The sequence below is a fragment of the Alistipes sp. UBA1686 genome (genome assembly GCF_002320215.1).
Lineage (GTDB): Bacteria > Bacteroidota > Bacteroidia > Bacteroidales > Rikenellaceae > Alistipes > Alistipes onderdonkii.
This window is the reverse complement of the sequence record NZ_DCKA01000021.1, coordinates 463324-482786: the sequence shown is the minus strand read 5'-3', so window position 1 is coordinate 482786 and position 19463 is coordinate 463324. Positions and strand designations below refer to the sequence as shown.

The 19463-nt window shown below is 60.8% G+C and carries 18 protein-coding genes and 1 tRNA gene; 9 read left to right on the top strand and 10 right to left on the bottom strand.

All coding sequences use genetic code 11. The annotated features are described in order from the left end of the window. Positions 1-25: 25 nt before the first annotated feature. From B3C38_RS12125 to B3C38_RS12095, 7 genes are all read right to left on the bottom strand, one after another. Positions 26-1285: an Nramp family divalent metal transporter gene (locus tag B3C38_RS12125; protein ID WP_286727260.1), complete on the bottom strand. Its 1260-nt coding sequence runs from the start codon at positions 1283-1285 to the stop codon at positions 26-28. Positions 1286-1394: 109 nt separating this feature from the next. Continuing rightward, positions 1395-2066 carry a MarC family protein gene (locus B3C38_RS12120; protein ID WP_117506617.1) on the bottom strand — a complete coding sequence of 224 codons (672 nt, stop codon included), beginning with the start codon at positions 2064-2066 and terminating at the stop codon, positions 1395-1397. 395 nt (positions 2067-2461) lie between these two features. Beyond that, positions 2462-3034 (bottom strand): IbrB-like domain-containing protein, encoded by a 573-nt coding sequence (locus B3C38_RS12115; RefSeq protein WP_022332993.1) that lies wholly within the window; start codon positions 3032-3034, stop codon positions 2462-2464. Continuing rightward, positions 2979-4295: a DUF3440 domain-containing protein gene (locus tag B3C38_RS12110; protein ID WP_237957707.1), complete on the bottom strand. Its 1317-nt coding sequence runs from the start codon at positions 4293-4295 to the stop codon at positions 2979-2981. The genes B3C38_RS12115 and B3C38_RS12110 overlap by 56 nt, the downstream gene beginning before the upstream one ends. Continuing rightward, on the bottom strand, positions 4292-4702 hold the full coding sequence (locus tag B3C38_RS12105; protein ID WP_022332991.1) for a hypothetical protein: 411 nt from the start codon (positions 4700-4702) through the stop codon (positions 4292-4294). The genes B3C38_RS12110 and B3C38_RS12105 overlap by 4 nt, the downstream gene beginning before the upstream one ends. Positions 4703-4906: 204 nt before the next feature. Beyond that, entirely contained in the window at positions 4907-5143 is a 237-nt protein-coding gene (locus B3C38_RS12100; RefSeq protein ID WP_022332990.1) for a hypothetical protein, read from the bottom strand. 182 nt (positions 5144-5325) lie between these two features. Continuing rightward, positions 5326-5413 (bottom strand) — tRNA-Ser (locus B3C38_RS12095). Positions 5414-5722: 309 nt separating this feature from the next. On the opposite strand from B3C38_RS12095, the gene sufB reads away from it, so the two are divergent. From sufB to B3C38_RS12050, 9 genes are read left to right on the top strand one after another with little or no spacing between them, the layout of a single operon-like run. Then, positions 5723-7168: a Fe-S cluster assembly protein SufB gene (sufB, locus tag B3C38_RS12090; RefSeq protein ID WP_286727254.1), complete on the top strand. Its 1446-nt coding sequence runs from the start codon at positions 5723-5725 to the stop codon at positions 7166-7168. Positions 7169-7190: 22 nt separating this feature from the next. After that, positions 7191-7943, top strand: coding sequence for a Fe-S cluster assembly ATPase SufC (gene sufC, locus B3C38_RS12085; protein ID WP_286727253.1), 753 nt, complete (start codon positions 7191-7193; stop codon positions 7941-7943). Beyond that, positions 7940-8761, top strand: coding sequence for a SufD family Fe-S cluster assembly protein (locus B3C38_RS12080; protein ID WP_286727252.1), 822 nt, complete (start codon positions 7940-7942; stop codon positions 8759-8761). The genes sufC and B3C38_RS12080 overlap by 4 nt, the downstream gene beginning before the upstream one ends. A 2-nt stretch (positions 8762-8763) precedes the next feature. Continuing rightward, positions 8764-9984, top strand: a complete 1221-nt coding sequence (locus tag B3C38_RS12075) for an aminotransferase class V-fold PLP-dependent enzyme (RefSeq protein ID WP_055211117.1) — start codon at positions 8764-8766, stop codon at positions 9982-9984. A gap of 53 nt (positions 9985-10037) precedes the next feature. After that, positions 10038-10742 (top strand): dTMP kinase, encoded by a 705-nt coding sequence (locus B3C38_RS12070; protein ID WP_278971767.1) that lies wholly within the window; start codon positions 10038-10040, stop codon positions 10740-10742. Next, on the top strand, positions 10720-11826 hold the full coding sequence (locus B3C38_RS12065; RefSeq protein WP_286727249.1) for a BT_3928 family protein: 1107 nt from the start codon (positions 10720-10722) through the stop codon (positions 11824-11826). The genes B3C38_RS12070 and B3C38_RS12065 overlap by 23 nt, the downstream gene beginning before the upstream one ends. Positions 11827-11886: 60 nt before the next feature. Beyond that, positions 11887-12915: an efflux RND transporter periplasmic adaptor subunit gene (locus tag B3C38_RS12060; RefSeq protein ID WP_117506624.1), complete on the top strand. Its 1029-nt coding sequence runs from the start codon at positions 11887-11889 to the stop codon at positions 12913-12915. 7 nt (positions 12916-12922) lie between these two features. Then, a complete protein-coding gene (locus B3C38_RS12055; protein WP_286727247.1) occupies positions 12923-15955 on the top strand; it encodes an efflux RND transporter permease subunit in 3033 nt (1010 codons plus the stop codon). After that, positions 15952-17190 carry a TolC family protein gene (locus B3C38_RS12050; RefSeq protein ID WP_286727246.1) on the top strand — a complete coding sequence of 413 codons (1239 nt, stop codon included), beginning with the start codon at positions 15952-15954 and terminating at the stop codon, positions 17188-17190. Before B3C38_RS12055 ends, B3C38_RS12050 begins: the two co-directional genes overlap by 4 nt. A gap of 177 nt (positions 17191-17367) precedes the next feature. On the opposite strand, the gene B3C38_RS12045 is transcribed toward B3C38_RS12050, so the two are convergent. The 3 genes from B3C38_RS12045 to B3C38_RS12035 form a co-directional block, all read right to left on the bottom strand. Beyond that, a complete protein-coding gene (locus tag B3C38_RS12045; RefSeq protein ID WP_286727245.1) occupies positions 17368-17775 on the bottom strand; it encodes an OsmC family protein in 408 nt (135 codons plus the stop codon). Between the two features lie 49 nt (positions 17776-17824). Then, positions 17825-18928 carry a PAS domain-containing sensor histidine kinase gene (locus tag B3C38_RS12040; protein ID WP_286727243.1) on the bottom strand — a complete coding sequence of 368 codons (1104 nt, stop codon included), beginning with the start codon at positions 18926-18928 and terminating at the stop codon, positions 17825-17827. A 260-nt stretch (positions 18929-19188) separates the two neighbouring features. Continuing rightward, a complete protein-coding gene (locus B3C38_RS12035; RefSeq protein WP_022332978.1) occupies positions 19189-19380 on the bottom strand; it encodes a hypothetical protein in 192 nt (63 codons plus the stop codon). Positions 19381-19463 lie beyond the last annotated feature (83 nt).

Here is a 19463-nt window from a genome sequence, read left to right as displayed (position 1 = left end):
ATCCCCGCCGGACGCCGTGCTGCGCCTACCGGAAGAAACTGACGAGCAGCATTACATTCAGGACGGTCACTACGGCCCCGATCCCGTAGAGCAGGTATTTGGTGAACCGCGAGTTCTGGTATTTGCCCATCACACGCTCCGAAGAGGTCAGGTGTACCTGCAGGAAGACCGTGAAGGGCAGCTGGATGCTGAGTATCATCTGGGAGTAGATAAGCCCTTTGAACGGGTCGCCGATCAGCAGGATGATCAGGAATGCGACGGCCAGCGAAACCATCACGCCCGTCCGGGAGTGGTTGTCCCTGATGTCGTAGGGCTCTTTGAATATCCCGGCGAAGATCGAGCCCGCGGCCATTCCCGAGGTGATCGTCGAGGAGATCCCCGCGAAGAGCAGGGCGACGGCAAAGATATGCGTCGCGCTTCGCCCCAGGAGCGGTTGCAGGAGCGAATCGGCCTGCTGCAACTCCTCCACGGGTGTTTTTGTCACGAAGAAGGTCGCTGCGGCCAGCAGGATCATCGCGCTGTTGATCGCCCAGCCCACCAGCATCGAGAAGATCGTGTCGGCATACTCGTAGCGCAGTTGCCTGCGGATGACCGCGTCGTCGCTCAGGTTCCACTGGCGGCTCTGGATCACCTCCGAATGTAGGAACAGGTTGTGGGGCATTACCACTGCGCCCAATACGCTCATGACGATGACCATCGAATCTTCGGGGAACGAGGGCGTCACCCATGCCCGGGCGGCTTGCGGCCAGTCGATCGTCACCAGCGACAGTTCGTAGATGAACGACAGCCCGATGATCGAGACGAAGGCAATGATCCATTTTTCGATCAGCCGGTAGCTATTGGTGAAGAGCATGACGACCACGAACACGAGCACCAGCAGCGCGCCGATGCGCACCGGTACGCCGAACAGCATTTGCAATGCGATCGCCCCGCCCAGGATTTCGGCCAGCGAGGTGGAGATCGACGCCAGCACGGCCGAACCCAGCAACGGGCGCGACCATGCGGGTTTGAGGTATGCAGATGCCGCTTCCGACAGGCAGAGGCCCGTGGCGATGCCCAGGTGAGCGACGTTGTGCTGCAATACGATCAGCATCACGGTCGAGAGCGTCACCATCCATAGCAGCGTGTATCCGTATTGTGCGCCTGCGGCCAGGTTGGAAGCCCAGTTGCCGGGGTCGATGAACCCCACGGTGACGAGCAGTCCGGGGCCGATGTATTTGAAAATCTCCAACCCGCCCATCCGGGGCTTGTGATCCGGGCCGAAGAGTCGCGACCAGAATGACATAGTTACATGGTTTATTTCGATCCGCAAAATAAGAAAAATAAATAGTTTCTACGGGTTGCGCGCCCGGCAAGTTCGTGTGTCCGCGCGAAATTGCCGGCTCGGTTTTCGGTTATAGGTGCAAGTGGAATAATTTGGCGATGCCCGTCACGACGATCTGCACGCCGACGCAGAAGGTGAAGAAGGCGACCATCTTGTTGATGACGATGCTGCCGCTGGTGCCGATTTTCCGTATGATGCGCTCGCCCTGCGACAGGAACAGGTAGAGGATCAGGCACATCAGCACGACTACCAGCGCGATGATCGCATAGGAGAGCAGCCCTTTGGCCCAGCCGTCCTTCATGCTCACCGAGGCCATCAGCGTCAGGATGACCGAGACGCTGCCCGGGCCGATGCTGATCGGGAAGGTGATCGGGTAGAAGACCTGCGATTCGAGGGCTATTTTGTGGAGCGGGTTGACATCCTTGCCCTGCGCGTGCCCCACCGAGGAGTCCGAGTCGCTGAGCCATTGCAGGGCGGTGCGGCAGATCAGCAGCCCGCCGCCCAGCTGGATTACCGGCAGCGAGAGCCCGAAGAGCGTCAGCACGAAATGCCCGACGGCCAGGCTGCCCAGCCCGACGAGCAGATAGTCGGTGATGATCCTCCGGATGATCGACTTGCGGTCTTCATCGTCCAGCCCCGACAGAAGCCCGTTGACCAGGAAGCCCGCACCGACGGGGTTCGCCACCGGAAACAACGCCATGAAGGCGGATATGAACGTGAAAAGAAATCCTTCCTTTAACATCTTGGGGTTCGGAACTTTGTATTGTGGTGCGAAAGTCATCAATAACTATTCCAAACCTCCGGTATGTCCGCATAATATGTTCCGGGGCGCAAATTCGCGGGCGGCCTTTTCCCTGCTGCCGGTTTTCCCTGCTGCCGGCGGCAGCGCCCTGTCGCTGTCGCCGGGACGACGTGAGGCCGCCTGCTCCGGTTACGGAACTTTTTTCGGGCTCCTTTTCCTGCGGCCTTGCCCGCTGGCATTCGCTCCATGCCCGGGGAGCGGCGATGCTCCTTTGCAGGGCTTCGAATCCGGCTGTGGGCGGGGGCGTGCGGCGCCGCACGCCCCGGTGCGGATATTCCGGGCCGTATCCCATGCCGGTTCCTCTCCACCGTCCCGTATACGTCGTGACGCGGTGCTCAGCGCATGATCCTGGCGGGCTCCACGGCCTCGTCCTCGGTATCGCCGGGGCTGAACTCCTTGTCTGCGAAGAGTTCGGCGAGCCCCGTGATCTGTTTCAGGCGCAGCAGTTCGTCGCGATCCATGCCGATGTGGCGCATGATCCACTGGTCGGACATCTGTGCCCGCGTCAGCTCGGCGACGATTTCGCTCATCAGCTCTACGTTGTGTGTGCCGCGCGCCCGGTTGTGGCGGATGGTCGAGGCCATGCGGTTCGAGATGTCCTTTTCGATCACCGCCACGGGCAGCAGGCCCCTCTCCCGTTCGTAGATGCGTTTCGACCGCTTGAGCACCAGGTAGCGGTGGTAACCGTCCACCAGTTCGTAGAGATCCTTTTCGGCATCGTAATAACAAACGCACGGCATCGTGTAGCCGTCCTCCCAGATCGACAGCTCCAGCAGTTTCATTTCGGGCGGGGCTACGACGTTGGGGTTGTAGCTGTTCGCCACGACTTTCTCCACCGGCACGGCTCTGACGTCATAGACAGGGCTCCGGTACGTTGCTTTTGTCGGAGGGTTGCAGTAACGATTCATATTTTTCCATGATTTTATTTCGGCGCTGCGTCTCGCTTTTGTTCGGCGAGAATCCCATGTATTTGCAGGCATGGTCGTTCTTCAGGATGCAAATGCAGATCCGCTTGAACGTCGGCAGCCGGCTGAATTCCGGAAGGTCTATGTCGTCGAGGTATTCCATGCGCACCGGACGTTTGTCCGTCCGGTAGGCGCTCTTGCCGCCGATTTCAATCCGAATACCCGCCTTTTGCAGCTTTGCGATGGTTTCGTCGGGGAGGCACCCGCCTTTTTCGCGCCAGAAACGGATGCTTACGGAGAGCTTTTCGAGGTAGTTATTCCGTGTCCGCTCCGGAAGCGTCGAGAGCAGGAAATGCATGTAACCTTCCCAGGTCATCCCTTTCGGCAGCTTGACCGATTGCCAGCCGGTGGCAGCCGTCCGGCCGTACAGCGCCGCGAAGTTGGCGCCGTTGACCCGGCCGATCATGCGGCCCCACGTGTCCGGGTCGATGGCCTTGTAGAGATGCAGGCTCGAAATCGCCTGCGAGATGAAAGGGCTGGCTACGCGTTGGCTCTCCAGCGGCACGCCGGCCATGTAGAAGAGGTCGTAAAGGTGGTTGTAGGGCCAGCCGAACCGGCCGTTCGCCGTCCAGATGTCGGTCGTGAGCCAGTCGTAGAGCGGGTAGGCGTTGCAGATTCCGCCGCCGACCCATTGGCGTATCCACCGTTTGCCGGCGAACCGGTGGTGGTTGCGGTCGCTGTATATGGTGCGCCAGCGGTTGAAACTTTCCTGCGTGCGGATGCCGATCAGGCAGCACGTGCGTGCCGCCCGGTTGCGGGCGTGGAGCCACTCGGCAAAGCAATTCTGGAATTCGTAGTCCCACATGTCGTCCCTGAAGAACGGGAAGTCGCGGTGCGTGAGGCAGCCCGCAGGCATCTCACGCACCCACAGCTCCCGCTTGGACTCTTCCCACGGGCGCCAGTAATGCCGGAACATCGATGTGCAGGTTTGTACCTTGAACGGCACGCAGACCCGGTAGACGTCGAGTATGTCGGCGTTCGCGGCCAGCGTCCGGTTGACATAGTCGACCGTGTCGCGGTACTGTATCTCGTAGTCCATGTGGAATACCCCGATGCGGCGTTTGAGATGGTGCCGCCGTATGTAGTCGATGCACAGGTTGAGCAGCACGCCGCTGTCCTTGCCGCCCGAGAAGGAGACATAGATGTCGTCGAAGAGCTCGAAGACGGTTTTCAGCCGTTGCTGTGTCCGCTCGTAGACATTCATGGCTGCGGCCGTTTATTGTCGTACTGCATCGCGACGTATTGCTTCCATTCCCGGATTGCGGCGAATCCCTCGGTGCGGAATATCTCCGCATGGCGGATCAGCGTGACGGAACGTATCGTATAGTCGCGGCCGTAATACTGGACGACCTCCCGCAGGAACCGCGCGAGCAGTTGCGGGTTGTCGCCCGAGACATAGTAGTTGTTGATCCTTGCGATCCCGCCGTCGGTAATCTCCACCGGCACGAATCCGTAAACATTTTCACCTTCCCAGGCGACGAACCACGTATGCGAACGCGAAGTCCAGAACGGATAGTTGTTGTTCTGGCGCAATACGCTGCGCCGCATGACCAGAGGCGCGACGAGTGTGTAGAGGCGAGGCGAAGTTCCGTCCAGTTTTTCGATTGTCATATCCCCGATGCCGCATTTGCGGACTGAATGTTGTATATTTGCGACTGAATGTTCCGAATATATGGGTTGTCATCACAAATATAACAAATTACGCCCGTTTTCTCAAATTTTTCGGCCTCGGGGATAGATGTTTCAATCCGGTTTCCGTCCGGAAAGCACCGCCGGAAACCTGTAAGAACGACGGGGAAAACCCGGACGGGAAATTCAACCCCGGCTTTCCATGCTGTCAGCCGAGGGATTGACGCTCACCACGTCCTGCTCTATTTGCCGCTGCGTAGGCGTTCCGTCTTCGGTGGCAGGGGTGATGGGGCCGCCGTCGGCGAGTATGTCGTCCGGGGTGATCTGGGTGACGGGGATTTCCTGCATGCCTTGCGATTGTCTTACGTCGGCCTGCGCTGCCTCTTGCCGGCAGGACGGATGGTGTTGGTCGGTGTTTTTCATCGGTTCTTTTTTGGAAAGTGTGCTGCAAAGGTCGTACCGCGATGGGGAAGGGCGTTGCTGAAGGCATCCAAGCCCGGCATATCGGGGTTTGTCCGAGGTTTTTTCCTTTTTTTCCGTTGGACGGCACCCCGGAAATGGAAACCCCTGCAAATTGATATTTGCAGGGGTTTCGCTCGTTTTTGCGGAGAGTGGGGGATTCGAACCCCCGGTACAGTAATCCCGTACGTCAGTTTAGCAAACTGGTGGTTTCAGCCACTCACCCAACTCTCCGGGCAGCTAAAACTAAATATTGCTATCGTTAAGCGGGACAAAAGTAAATCAAAAAAGGGGAATTACCAAATAAAAACCGGAGAAAAGTTTTCGCCCTGCATTCTGCCGGGGGAGGCCCCGCGGCATGGAGCCCCCGTGGCCGAAGGCTGCGTCCCGCCGATACGGCCTGTCGGCGGCGGCATCCGTTGCACGGGCGTCGAAAATTCACATCTCTTTTTTGCCGTTTTGCCTGCTCTGGTGTCGGATTTGCTTTGCCGTATTATGAAATTGCATTTAGATTTTGTACCTTTGTGTGATATTTCGCTCATAATGGCAGAGAAAGATAAAGACATACTGGAGAATATAGGAGAGCAGGAATACAAGTACGGCTTCACCACGGACATCGAGACCGAAACCATCGGTAAGGGTCTGAACGAGGAGGTGGTACGTCTGATCTCCGCCAAGAAAGGCGAGCCCGCGTGGATGACCGAGCGGCGCGTGGCGGCTTACCGCCACTGGCTGACGTTGGAACCCCCGACGTGGGCGCACCTGACGATTCCCGAAATAGATTTTCAGGACATCATCTATTACGCCGCCCCCAAGCCGCAGAAAAAACTCAATTCGATGGACGAGGTCGACCCCGAGCTCAAACGCACGTTCGACAAACTGGGCATCCCCCTCGAAGAGCAGATGGCGCTGGCGGGCGTGGCGGTCGACGCCGTGATGGACTCGGTGTCGGTCAAGACGACGTTCAAGGAGGTGCTGGCCGAAAAGGGCATCATCTTCTGTTCGATCTCCGAGGCGCTGCGCGACTTCCCCGACCTGGTGAAGAAATACCTGGGCAGCGTCGTCCCCTATACCGACAATTTCTATGCGGCGCTCAATGCCGCGGTCTTCTCCGACGGATCGTTTTGCTACATCCCCCGGGGTGTCCGCTGCCCGATGGAGCTGTCGACCTATTTCCGGATCAATGCGGCGGGGACGGGACAGTTCGAACGTACGCTGATCGTGGCCGACGAAGGGGCTTACGTGAGCTACCTCGAAGGCTGTACGGCCCCGCGCCGCGACGAGAACCAGTTGCATGCCGCCGTGGTCGAGATCATCGTCGAGAAGGACGCCGAGGTCAAATACTCCACGGTGCAGAACTGGTATCCCGGCGACAAGCAGGGGCGGGGCGGCATCTATAATTTCGTGACCAAACGCGGCATCTGCCGCGAAAACGCCCGCCTGTCGTGGACGCAGGTGGAGACCGGCTCGGCCATCACCTGGAAATACCCGAGCTGCATCCTCGCGGGCGACAATTCGGTCGGTGAGTTTTACTCGGTGGCCATGACCAACAACTTCCAGCAGGCCGACACCGGTACGAAGATGATCCACATCGGCCGCAACACCCGCAGTCGCATCGTCTCGAAAGGTATCTCGGCAGGGCGGAGCGAGAACTCCTACCGCGGGCTGGTGCGCATGGCCAAGGGGGCGGAGAACGCCCGCAACTATTCGCAGTGCGACTCGCTGCTGATCGGCGACAAGTGCGGCGCGCACACCTTCCCGGTGATCGACAGCCGCAACCGCACGGCCGTGGTCGAACACGAAGCCACCACGTCGAAGATTTCCGACGACCAGCTTTTCTACTGCAACCAGCGCGGGCTTTCGACCGAGGACGCCGTGGGGCTGATCGTCAACGGCTACGCCCGCGAGGTGCTGGCCAAACTGCCGATGGAATTTGCCGTCGAGGCGCAGAAACTGCTTTCGATAAGCCTCGAGGGTTCGGTCGGATAACCGGATATAAAAAAGGAAAGATATGTTAAGCGTAAAAAATCTGCATGCGTCCGTCGACGGCAAGGAGATCCTGCGGGGCATCGACTTCGAGGTCGGAGCCGGCGAGGTGCATGCCATCATGGGCCCCAACGGTTCGGGCAAGTCGACGCTCGCGGCGGTGCTCGCGGGCAATGAAAAGTTCACCGTCACCGAAGGTTCGGCGACGTTCCTGGGGCAGGATCTGCTGGACATGCCGATCGAAGACCGGGCGCGCCTCGGCCTGTTCCTCGGCTTCCAGTACCCGGTCGAGATACCGGGCGTCACGATGGCCAATTTCATGAAGCTGGCCGTGAACGAACAGCGCAAGTTCCGCGGCGAGGAGCCGCTGACGGCCGCCGAGTTCCTGCGCCTGATGCGCGAGAAGAGCGCTGTCGTGGAGCTCGATGCGAAGCTCACGTCGCGTGCCGTGAACGAAGGCTTCTCGGGCGGTGAGAAGAAGAAAAACGAGATTTTCCAGATGGCGATGCTCGACCCGAAACTGGCGATCCTCGACGAGACCGACTCGGGACTCGACATCGACGCCCTTCGCATCGTCGCCACGGGCGTTACGAAACTCCATACGCCCCAGAATGCCACGGTGGTCATCACGCACTACCAACGCCTGCTGGATTACATCGTGCCCGACGTGGTGCATGTGCTCTACAAGGGGCGCATTATCCATACGGGCGACAAGACGCTGGCCCTCAAGCTCGAAAAGGAGGGCTACGACTGGCTGATTAACGATTACAGGGAATGACGGCGCTTTACGATATTATCCGCGGGTTCCGCACGGCCGAGGGTGAAGTGTTCCGGGTTGCCGGGGCGGAGAGCGAGCCTTTCGCTGCGGTCGATCCCCGGCGTATGCGTGTCGAGGTTGCGGCGGGGGCTTCGCTGCGGCTGGCCGTGCTCCATACTTCGCCTGAGGTGTCGGCCCTGGAGATCGTGCTGGAGGAGGGCGCACGCTTCGTATTGACCGAGTTATTCGTTTCCGAAGCCTTTGCGGAGGTGACTGTGAAACAGGCTGCCCGCAGCCTTTGCCATATCACGGCGGTGCAGCTTTCGAGCGCCAATGCCTCCTATACGGTCGATCTCGACGGGCCGGGTGCCGAAAGCCTGTTGGGCGGAGCGTTCCTCGCCGCCGGGCAGGAGCATTGCGTCGTCAGGCTGCGGACGAACCACAACGTGCCCGACTGCCGCAGCAACTCTTATATAAAAGGTGTCGCGGGCGGTACGGCCGTAGGGGAGTTCTGCGGGCTGGTCTATGTGGCGCCCGACGCCCAGCGCACCGATGCGCAGCAGCAGAACCGCAACATTCTGCTCAGCGAGACGGCGCGTATCACGACCCAGCCCCAGCTGGAGATCTATGCCGATGACGTGAAATGCTCGCACGGCGCGACGGTGGGACAGATGGATTCCGAGGCGATCCTCTATATGCGGCAGCGCGGCCTGAGCGAAGCCCAGGCGCGGCAGTTGCAGATCGAGGGCTTCGTGGGCGATGTCGTACGCCGTTGCGGCATTGAACCGCTGTGCGAGGCGGCGATGGAAGCGGTGGTTGCCAAACTGGAAAAATCATAACGATGTTCGACGTTGAAAAAATACGCGGGGAGTTCCCGATCCTGGGGCGCGAGGTCTACGGCAAGCCGCTGGTTTATCTCGACAGCGGCGCCACGGCGCAGAAACCGCTGGCCGTGATCGAGATGGTCGATTACCTGCAGCGCGGGCTTAACGCCAATATACACCGCGGGGTGCACTACCTCTCGGAAGAGGCCACGACGCTTTACGAGGCGGCACGCGAACGGATCGGCGCCTTTATCGGCGCTGCCGAAAAGGAAGAGGTCGTCTTTACGGCCGGCGCTACGGCTTCGCTCAATACGGTGGCCTATGCCTGGGGTGAAAAGTTCGTCCGTGCGGGCGACAATATCCTTGTCAGCGAGATGGAGCACCACTCCAATATCGTGCCCTGGCAGATGCTCGCCGAACGCAAGGGGGCGGAAATCCGCGTCCTGCCCTTCGACGACGAGGGGCGCCTGTGCACCGAACTGCTGCCGTCGCTGCTGGATGACAAGACCCGCATCGTCGCCGTTACGCAGGCTTCGAATACGCTCGGAACGCGTCCTGACCTGCGGCCCGTCATCGATGCGGCACATGCCGTGGGGGCGATCGCCGTGGTGGACGGATGCCAGGGTGTCGTGCACGGCGGTGTCGACGTGCAGGCTTTGGATTGCGACTTCTATGCCTTCTCGGGGCATAAGCTCTTCGGCCCGACGGGCATCGGCGTGCTGTATGGCAAACGTGCGCTGCTCGAAGCCATGCCGCCGTTTCTCGGCGGGGGCGATATGGTCGATACCGTGACCTTCGCCAAGACCACCTATGCGCCCGTGCCGCTCAAGTTCGAAGCCGGTACGGCCAATTTCACCGGGGCCATCGCCCTGGGCGAAGCCGTGAAATTCGTCGGGCGTTTCGACCCGGCCGAGGTCGAGGCGCACGAGGCGGCACTGCTGCACCGTGCGACCGAACGGCTTTCGGCCGTCGACGGGCTGCGGATTTACGGTACGACGCCCGGCAAGTGTGCCATCGTGTCGTTCAACGTCGAGGGTGTGCATCCCTACGACATGGGCATGATCCTCGACAAGCTGGGTATCGCCGTCCGTACCGGGCAGCACTGTGCCGAACCCACCATGACGCATTTCTCCACGACGGGGATGTGCCGCGCTTCGTTCGCGCTCTACAATACGCTGGCCGAGGCCGATGCGCTGGCCGGCGGCGTGGAACGCGCGGTGCGGATGCTGCGCGGATAGCGGGCCGGGCGACTTATTGAAGGATAAAAACTTAAATAATCAGGAATTAACCTATGTTCATAGTACTCGAAGGATTGGACGGGGCCGGTAAATCGACCCAAATCCGCATGTTGCGCCGTTTTTTTGCCGACAGGGGCGTCGAGAGCGAGTATGTGCACTTCCCGCGTTTCGATTCGCCCGTCTACGGCGAGCTGATAGCCCGTTTCCTGCGCGGCGAGTTCGGCGGCGTGGGTGAGGTCGACCCCTATCTCGTGGCGCTGCTCTTCGCGGGCGACCGTGCCGATGCCGCCCCCCGGATCAGGGAGTGGCTCGCGCAGGGCAAGGCGGTCATCCTCGACCGCTATGTCTATTCGAACGTGGGTTTCCAGTGCGCCAAGCTGCCCGCCGGAGAAGAACGCAACCGATTGGCCGACTGGATCCTATACCTCGAATTCTGTCATAACGGCCTGCCGCGTCCCGACGTGTCCTTGTTCCTCGACGTGCCGTTCACCTTTACCGAGCGCAAACTTTCCGAGCTGCGCGAGGGCGATGACCGCGAGTACCTGCAGGGCGGACAGGACATCCACGAGGCGTCGCTCGCCTTGCAACAGGCCGTGCGCAGCGTATACCTCGAAGCCGCGGCCAAAGACCCCGCGCTGCGGGTCGTCGATTGCAGCGATCCTGCGGGGGCGATGGATTCCCCGGAGGGTATTTTTGCTAAAATATGTGCCCAGCTGGCACCAATACTCGAAGCCGATGCGGAAGTCCAGGGCCTTTAAACTGCTGGCCAACGTCTGCCGGCTGATCCTTGCCTGCACGTTCATCGTGTCGGGTTTCTCGAAGGTCATCGACCCGTGGGGCACCGCCATGAAGGTCAACGAGTACCTCTCCATCTACGGCATGGAATCCCTCCTGGGGGCGAGCATGGCCTTTTCGATCTGGTTGTGCGGTGCCGAGATGATGATGGGCTGTATGCTCCTGTTCAAGGTACGTATCCGCCTGATCTCGATCTTCGCCGTGCTGTCCATGCTCTTTTTTACCGCCCTCACCCTGCTCAGCGCTACGGTGATCCCCGTCGAGGACTGCGGTTGTTTCGGCGAGGCGCTGAAGCTGACGCCGTGGGAGACTTTCTACAAGAACCTGGCGCTGCTGCCGATGGCTCTGGTGGTCTGGTGGCGTTACCGCCCCGACAAGATCTTCGCCTTCAACCCCCTGGAAATCGTGCTTACCGTCACCTTTTTCTTCCTCACGATGTATCTGGGATACTATTGCTACCGCCACCTGCCGCTGATCGACTTCCTGCCCTATAAGGTCGGGGTCAATATCTGGGAGGGGATGCACGCCCCGGTCGTCGAGCCCGGCGAAACGGAGACCGTACTTGTCTACCGCAACATCAAGACGGGCAAGCTGCGCGAATTTTCGCTCGACGACACGGCCTGGCAGGATGCCGAAAAATGGGAGTGGGTCGATACCCGGACTACGGACGAGATGCCCGCCATCCGCCCGCTCATGAGCGAATTCTCCCTGCGCGATGCCGAAGGGGATGCGACCGAAGAGATCGTGACTGCTCCCGGGCGCGTGTACCTGCTCTGCGTTACGTCGTTCGACCGCCTGCCGCGCGGTTGCGCCAAGCGCTTCGCCAGGGTCGTGCGGCGGGCCGGGGAGGAGGGCGCCCGCGTCGTCTGCCTTACCCCGCAGCCGTTGTACGGGGTCACTTACCACGATTTCGGTTCGGGGGATGTACGGTGCTATAACATAGACGCTTCGACCATGAAGACCATGCTGCGCGCCAATAACGGCATGGTGGTGCTGGAGGACGGCGTGATCCGTGCTAAAAAGAATTGTCGCGATATTCGTCCGTAGGGACATTTTGCGGCATGTGGTATGAAAGTTGACCCCGGGAACGGAGTCAACTTTCTTATTATGCGAACTTTCCATGTTTTAATCGTAGTCTTTCTCCTGGGCGCTTGCGCCCGGCGCCAGCCTGTGCCCGAGACCGTGCGTCCCGTCAAAGTCACCACGGCAGCCGGTGCGGCGGTCATCGACAAGGACTTCGCAGGGCTGGCGACGCCCGATGACGCCGTGAACCTCGCCTTCAAGCTTCCGGGGCAGGTGCTCGATGTCCCCGTCGCGCAGGGCGAAAGCGTCAAGAAAGGGGCGCTGCTGGCCGAACTCGATCCCCGGGATATCGAATTGCAGGTTTCGGCCGACCGGTCGGCTTTCGAGGAGGCCCGTTCGCAGATGCAGCGTATGCAGCGGTTGTTGGAGCACGAAGCCGTATCCCGCCAGGAGTTCGAAAGCGCCCAGACCCGTTTCGCACAAGCCAAGTCAGCCTATGAAAATTCCCTCGACCTGCTCAAGGAGACCAAGCTCCGTGCGCCTTTCGCCAGCGTCGTGGAACGCAAGTTCGTCGACAACTACGAACGCGTGCAGGCCGGGCAGTCCATCGTTCGCGTCGTGAACCCGGTGACGACCAAAGTGCAATTCACCATGCCCGAAAGCGGCCTGTCGCTCCTTTCGTCGCCTTCGACCCGCTTCGAGGTCGAGTTCGACAACTACCGGGGCGTCAAGTTCCCCGCCGTGCTGAAGGACTATGCCAAGACATCGTCCGATGCTTCGGGGTTCCCCGTGTCGCTGCGCCTTACGGATGTCGACACCGGGCGTTATTCGATTTCGCCCGGCATGTCGTGCATGGTCACGATGCAGAGCGCCGATCCCGTCACGGATGCGGTATCCCTGCCCGTCTCGGCCGTTTATGCCCCGGCCGAAGGCGGCACTTACGTCTGGGTGGTGACCGGCGGCGACCGTGTCGAGCGCCGGGCCGTAACCCTGGGCGAATTGTACGGCCGAGACCGGGTCGTGATCGACAGCGGGGTGGAACCGGGTGAGCGGGTCGTCACGGCCGGGGTTTACCAGTTGCGGCAGGGCGAACGGGTGAGAATCTTAAACTGATGCGACGATGAGCCTGCCCGAATATTCATTGAAGAACAGAAAAGTCGTTTGGTTTTTCCTTTTCGTCCTGCTGGCGGGCGGAGCCTTGGGCTTCGTTACGCTGGGAAAAAAGGAGGACTCGGTATTCGTCATCAAGAGTGCGTCGCTGGTCTGCTCCTACCCGGGCGCCACGCCGCTCGAAGTCGAACAGCTTGTGACCGAACCGATCGAGCGCGAGGTGCAGTCGATGCGCCTCGTGCATAAAATCACGTCCGAATCCTATTACGGACTGTCGAAGATCCTGGTCGAATTAGACCCTGCGACCCGTGCTTCCGAGATACCCCAGTTGTGGGATGAACTGCGGCGCAAGGTACTCAACATCCAGCCCCGGCTGCCTGCCGGGGCTTCGCCCGTGACCGTGGCCGACGATTTCGGCGACGTCTACGGTATCTATTACGGCCTGTCGGTCGACGGGGGTTTCACCTGGGCGGAGCTGCGCGACTGGGCACAGCGGATCAAGACGGCGCTCGTGACGGTCGACGGCGTGCAGAAGGTGAGCCTTTTCGGCGAGCAGACGCCCGTCGTGAACGTCTATGTCAACCTTGCAGCGCTCGCTAACTTCGCTATCCGCCCCGAGACGATCGTGGCGACCATCGGCCAGCAGAACACCATCGTCAACAGCGGCGAGAAACAGGCCGGGGCGCTCCAGATACAGATTCTCGAGGCCGGAACCTACAAGGGCCTCGACGATATCTCAAACCAGATGCTGACCGCTGCCTCGGGCAAACAATACCGCCTGGGCGACATCGCCCGCGTCGAACGGGGCTATGCCGACCCGCCGCAGACGCTCATGCGAGTCGACGGCCGCCGTGCCGTGGGCATCGGCATTTCGACCGAGGCGCAGGTCGACGTGGTGAAAACCGGGGAGAAGATCATCCGCGTGCTTGACGGCCTCATGCGCCAGATGCCCGTCGGCATGGATCTTACGGTGCTTTATCCCGAGAACCGCATCGCGCAGCAGGCCAATGCGACCTTCGTGCTGAACCTCGCCGAGTCGGTCGCGATCGTCATCCTGATCATCATGCTCGTCATGGGTTTCCGCGCCGGGGTGCTCATCGGCAGCTCGCTGCTGTTCTCCATCGGGGGTACGCTGCTGCTGATGCAGTTCCTGGGCGAGGGGCTCAACCGTACGTCGCTCGCCGGGTTCATCATCGCCATGGGTATGCTCGTGGACAATGCCATCGTGGTGACCGATAACGCGCAGCAGGCCATGCTGCGGGGTGTCGCGCGGCGCCGTGCGGTCGTCGACGGGGCGAATGCCCCGCGCTGGAGCCTGCTCGGCGCGACGCTGATCGCCATTTTCTCGTTCCTGCCGCTCTACCTGGCGCCGTCGTCCGTGGCCGAGATCGTCAAGCCGCTGTTCGTCGTGCTGGCCTTGTCGCTGTTGCTGAGCTGGGTGCTGGCCCTGACGCAGACGCCGCTTTTCGGCGACTTCATGCTCCGCGTGAACCCTGCCGCGCACGATCCCTACGATACGAAATTTTACCGCGCTTTCGACCGCCTGCTGGCTGCCCTGCTGCGATGGCGGTGGGGCGTCGTGGCAGGCGTCGTGGCGCTTTTTGCAGCGGCATTGGCGGTAATGGGTCTTATGCCCCAGAATTTCTTCCCGTCGCTCGACAAGCCCTATTTCCGTGCCGACGTGCTGCTGCCCGAGGGGTACAATATCCGGGACACGGAACGCAACCTGCGCACGATGGAGGAGTGGCTTCATGCGCAGCCCGAGGTGAAGACCGTCTCGGTGACGATGGGTTCCACGCCGCCGCGCTACTACCTGGCCAGCAGCAGCGTTTCGCTGCGTCCCAATTTCGGGAACATCCTCGTCGAACTGCACGATAAGGAGCAGACCGAAGCTGTCGAGGCGCGTTTCAACGCTTATGTCCGGGCGATGTGCCCCGACGTGTGGCTGCGCTCGTCGCTTTTCAAACTCTCGCCCGTGCCCGATGCGGCGATCGAATTCGGGTTTATCGGCGACGATATCGACACGCTCCGCCGCCTGACGCAGGCCGCCGAAGAGATCATGTGGCGGACGGCAGGCACGGTCAACATCCGCAACAGCTGGGGCAACCGCGTCCCGACATGGCTGCCGCTCTACTCGCAGATGAAGGGGCAGCGTATCGGCGTCACCCGCAGCCAGATGGCGCAGGGCATCACCATCGCCACGCAGGGTTACCGCCTCGGCGAATACCGCGAGGGCGACCAGTTCATGCCGATCCTTCTGAAGGACGAGAATATCGACACCTACAACCTCACCAACCTGCAGGCACTGCCGATCTTCACCCCCGCCGGCAAGGTCTACTCCATCGAGCAGGCGACCGACGGCTTCCGCTTCGAATACCGCGTCGGAGTGGTGAAACGCTACAACCGTCAGCGGGTCATGAAGGCGCAGTGCGACCCCGGCCGCGGGGTCAACACCATGCAGCTCTACGCTGCGCTGCGGGATTCGGTTCTGCGCGGCGTGGTGCTCCCCGAAGGGTATTCGATGAAGGTTTTCGGCGAGCAGGAGAGCCAGCAGGAATCCAACTCGGCCCTGGCCAGGTATATGCCCCTGACGATGGTGCTCATCTTCATCGTGCTGCTCCTGCTTTTCCGCAACTACCGCGAGCCGACCGTTATCCTGCTGATGATCCCGCTGATCTTCATCGGCGTGGTGCTCGGACTGGCCGTCACGGGCAAGGTTTTCAACTTCTTCTCCCTGCTGGGACTGCTGGGGTTGGTGGGCATGAACATCAAGAACGCCGTGGTGCTGGTCGAGCAGATCGGCGTGCTGCGCTCCGAAGGCAAGGGCGCCTACGAAGCCCTCACGGCGGCTACGCGCAGCCGAATCGTCCCCGTGGCGATGGCTTCGGGTACCACGATCCTCGGTATGCTGCCCCTGTTGTTCGACTCGATGTTCGGCGCCATGGCCGCCACGATCATGGGCGGCCTGCTCGTCGCCACGCTGCTGACGGTCTGCGTGCTGCCGGTCGTCTATGCCATTTTCTACAATATCCGCAAGTCATGAAGAATTATCTGATCCTCTCCGCACTGCTGGCCTTCGTGCCCGCCGCCGCCCAGACCTCGCTCGGCGACTACCGGCAGGCCGTGACCGAATACAGCTGGGAACTGAAGGTCGCCGCATCGAAGAGCGATGCGGCTTCCGAGACCATGGGACAGGCTCGTACGGGATACCTGCCACGGCTGTCGCTCGACGGCAGTTTCACCGCCACGGTACACCACTACGACGGGTTGGAGCGGTGGAATTTCAGCGTCCTTCCGCAACTCGTGCAGACCGTCTACGGCGGCGGGGCCGTACGTGCGGCCTACAAACAGGCCGAGCTGGGCTACGACATCGCCCTCTGCGACGAGGAATTCACGCAGCTCGATGTGCGTTATGCGGCCGAGTATACCTACTGGAACCTCTCCGCCATGGAGTTGTATGCCGCATCCATGCGCCAGTATGTCAACATAATCCGCTCGCTCAAGGAGGTCGTCGACCGCCGTTTCGCCGAGGGCTACATTGCCAAGGGCGACGTGCTGATGATCGATGCCCGTCTGAGCGAAGCGCAGTACGGGCTGGTGAGTGCCGAGCGGAACTATACCGTCGCGCTGCACAATTTCAACATCCTGCGCGGCACGGATCCCGACCTTGCGGTGGAACTTGCCCAGGGCATCCGCGATTCGCTGCCGCAGCCTGCGCGCCTGCTGCCCGACGAGGTGCTGGGGCGCCGTCCGGACTATATGGCGGCCCGGTTGCGCAGCGAACAGGCCGACGCGGGTATCCGGGCGGCGCGCGCGCCGTTCAATCCGCAGGTGAGCGTGGGCATCGGCGGCTCGTGGCAGCCGTATTATCCCAACCGGACGGGCGCCACGACGGTCGACGGCTCTGTGTTCGTGAAACTCACGCTCCCGATTTTCCACTGGGGCGAACGCCGCCGCGCCACGGGTGCGGCACATGCCGTCCAGCGGCAGAGCGAGTGGAACACCGCGCTGCTGCACGACAATATCGTGCGCGACGAGATGAACGGCTGGACGGCGCTGGTCAACAGCAGGGCACAGGTCGATGCCACGGAGCAGAGCCTGCGCATCGCCGGCGAAAACCTCGACATCAGCACCTATTCCTACGGCGAGGGGCTCTCTACGATCCTCGATGTGTTGCAGGCGCAGCTGAGCTGGATACAGCTCTACACCAATGCAATCAAGGCTCATTACAACTATGCCGTGGCGGTGTCGGACTACCTGCGCATCACGGCGCAGTGAGCGGCGGCAGGCAGGCCCTGCCCGGCAGGCCGTCGCGGCGGGGATGCCTGTTCCGGCTGCGGAAACCGCATGGCCGAGACCGCCTCTTCGGGACGACGACGGTTTCCTGCCGGCGGGGCACAAAAAACGGGGATTTTTCCTGAAAATCCCCGTTTTTCGTATCCCTTGCCTGTCGTTTCAGGCTTTCGCAGGCTCGGTGCTGACCACCGCGATTTCGTGCGATACGGGTGCGACCTTGCGCAGCATCTGCATCATACCGCAGTACTTTTCGTGCGCCAGCGTCACCGCACGGCTCACTTTGGCCTGGTCGTCCTCGGTGTCGCATTCGATGTTGTAGACTACGTGGAACGATTTGAAGGTGCTTTCGGATTGGGGCGTTTCGTCCGAGAGCTCGCCCGAAATGCCGATCTCGAAGCGCTTGGGGCGGAAACGTTCCTTATCCATAATCATCAGGGCCGTCTTGCCGACGCATTTCGCCGCGGCATAAAGCAGCAGTGCCTTGGGATTCATCTCCTCGCAGCGGGGCCCGCCTTCGGACGTGAAGTCCGCATCCCCGGAGAGTTGCAGCGTTACTTTTTCGATCATAAGTCACAGAATTAATGTTGAACGCCCGAAGCGGGGCAAGAATCGTACCTTACCGGTATGCCCCCGCGGTTTCCGCCGCCGTTTCCGTACGGCGGACGGGGTGCACGATCTTAAAGCAGGTGCCCTCGCCCGGCGCGGAGACGACCGATATCTCGCCGCCGAGTAGTTCGGTGATCGTACGGCAGATGGAAAGCCCCAGCCCGACGCCTTTTACATAGGAATCGGCCTTGTAGAATCGCTCGAAGATTCGGCTCAGGTGCTCTTGCGAAATGCCTTTCCCCGTATCCCTGACGAACAGTTCGACCTCTCCCGCACCGTCGGCCGTGCGGTACCCGAACGTAATGTTGCCCTTGTCGGTAAATTTCGCGGCGTTGTTTATCAAGTTGTTGACGACCTGTTTCAGCCGCGAGGCATCGGTGCGGATTGTCGTGTCGGCCTGCGGGAGTTCGAGCCTCAGTTCGACCTGTGGGGGCATGGTGAGCAGTTGGGACTGGTAGATGTCCGACAGCAGCGTGTGCAGCGAATGCTCCCCGAAACAGAACTCCATGGTGTTCGACTCGATCTTCGAAAGGTCGAGGATGTCCGATATCAGACGCAGCAACTGGTCGCCGTTGGCCGTGATCAGGCGGCTGTACTCCTGTCTTTCCGTTTCGCTGAAGGGGACGTCGTCGCACGTCAAGAGGTTGGCGAAGCCGATGATGGCGTTGAGCGGCGTCCGGATTTCATGGCTCATGTTGGCCAGGAACGCCGATTTGAGCCGGTCGTTTTCGCGGGCCTTGTCGCGGGCTTCGCGCGGATGTCCTTCGATCTCCTTGTGGGGCTGGATGCTCTGGCAGATACCCACCACGCGATAGGGCGAGCCGTCGTGTGCCTGTCCCAGGTATACGGATTGTCCCTCGAACCATTCCCATGTCCCGTCGCAGCGGCGGACGCGGTAGGCGTATGCCTCGGGGGTGAGTATCCCGGATAGCTGCTTTGCGAATGCTGCGGAAAGGGTTTCCCGGTCGTCGGGATGGAGCATGTCGAAAAAGGCCCCGGGACTCATCGAACAGTCGCCGCGCGGGATGCCGACGTGGTCGAACCAGCGGGCGTCGATGACCATTCTGCCGTTGTCCAGGTCGAAGAACCACGGGAAAATTTTCGTTTGCGCCATCGCCATGTCGAGAATGAACCTGCGGCAGACTTCCTCTTCGATGTCCCGGAACAGGAATACTATCCGGCGCAGTTTTCTATGCCGGTCGTAGTGGCCGACGAAGCGGCCTTCGATATAGAATTTCAGATTGTCCCTGCCGGATAGCTGTATATAGCTCCACGGCGGCAGGTCGCCGTAGGTTTTGTGCCGTTCCAGCCCTTTGAAAATAGCGGGCAGAAGGTCTTTTTTATCATGACAGACAGAGAACAGGCCGGAGATGTTCAGCGGATGCGGAAAATCCCCCCCCCGAGGCGGAGTGCCTTGAATGCCTGCATGTTGATATCCGTTAATTCCCCTTCGGGCGTCAGCTCGATGCAGGCAACGGAAACCCGGCTGAGCGTGTCGCGCACGGCCGGGGCCTGTATCCCCGGCGCGAGGGCGGGCTTGTTACGATGGAAGAGACGCAATTTCATGTTGACTGGGTTAAGGGCGTAACGGTCTGGCTAAGGTATGGATAATTTTCAACAGATGCAAACCGTCCCGGTCGCCGCCGGGG

Excerpts from the sequence above, each read along its gene's own strand:
- B3C38_RS12125 (WP_286727260.1), bottom strand. The coding sequence starts at position 1,285 with ATGTCATTCTGGTCGCGACTCTTCGGCCCGGATCACAAGCCCCGGATG.
- B3C38_RS12120 (WP_117506617.1), bottom strand. The coding sequence starts at position 2,066 with ATGTTAAAGGAAGGATTTCTTTTCACGTTCATATCCGCCTTCATGGCG.
- B3C38_RS12115 (WP_022332993.1), bottom strand. The coding sequence starts at position 3,034 with ATGAATCGTTACTGCAACCCTCCGACAAAAGCAACGTACCGGAGCCCT.
- B3C38_RS12110 (WP_237957707.1), bottom strand. The coding sequence starts at position 4,295 with ATGAATGTCTACGAGCGGACACAGCAACGGCTGAAAACCGTCTTCGAG.
- B3C38_RS12105 (WP_022332991.1), bottom strand. The coding sequence starts at position 4,702 with ATGACAATCGAAAAACTGGACGGAACTTCGCCTCGCCTCTACACACTC.
- B3C38_RS12100 (WP_022332990.1), bottom strand. The coding sequence starts at position 5,143 with ATGAAAAACACCGACCAACACCATCCGTCCTGCCGGCAAGAGGCAGCG.
- sufB (WP_286727254.1), top strand. The coding sequence starts at position 5,723 with ATGGCAGAGAAAGATAAAGACATACTGGAGAATATAGGAGAGCAGGAA.
- sufC (WP_286727253.1), top strand. The coding sequence starts at position 7,191 with ATGTTAAGCGTAAAAAATCTGCATGCGTCCGTCGACGGCAAGGAGATC.
- B3C38_RS12080 (WP_286727252.1), top strand. The coding sequence starts at position 7,940 with ATGACGGCGCTTTACGATATTATCCGCGGGTTCCGCACGGCCGAGGGT.
- B3C38_RS12075 (WP_055211117.1), top strand. The coding sequence starts at position 8,764 with ATGTTCGACGTTGAAAAAATACGCGGGGAGTTCCCGATCCTGGGGCGC.
- B3C38_RS12070 (WP_278971767.1), top strand. The coding sequence starts at position 10,038 with ATGTTCATAGTACTCGAAGGATTGGACGGGGCCGGTAAATCGACCCAA.
- B3C38_RS12065 (WP_286727249.1), top strand. The coding sequence starts at position 10,720 with ATGCGGAAGTCCAGGGCCTTTAAACTGCTGGCCAACGTCTGCCGGCTG.
- B3C38_RS12060 (WP_117506624.1), top strand. The coding sequence starts at position 11,887 with ATGCGAACTTTCCATGTTTTAATCGTAGTCTTTCTCCTGGGCGCTTGC.
- B3C38_RS12055 (WP_286727247.1), top strand. The coding sequence starts at position 12,923 with ATGAGCCTGCCCGAATATTCATTGAAGAACAGAAAAGTCGTTTGGTTT.
- B3C38_RS12050 (WP_286727246.1), top strand. The coding sequence starts at position 15,952 with ATGAAGAATTATCTGATCCTCTCCGCACTGCTGGCCTTCGTGCCCGCC.
- B3C38_RS12045 (WP_286727245.1), bottom strand. The coding sequence starts at position 17,775 with ATGATCGAAAAAGTAACGCTGCAACTCTCCGGGGATGCGGACTTCACG.
- B3C38_RS12040 (WP_286727243.1), bottom strand. The coding sequence starts at position 18,928 with ATGGCGCAAACGAAAATTTTCCCGTGGTTCTTCGACCTGGACAACGGC.
- B3C38_RS12035 (WP_022332978.1), bottom strand. The coding sequence starts at position 19,380 with ATGAAATTGCGTCTCTTCCATCGTAACAAGCCCGCCCTCGCGCCGGGG.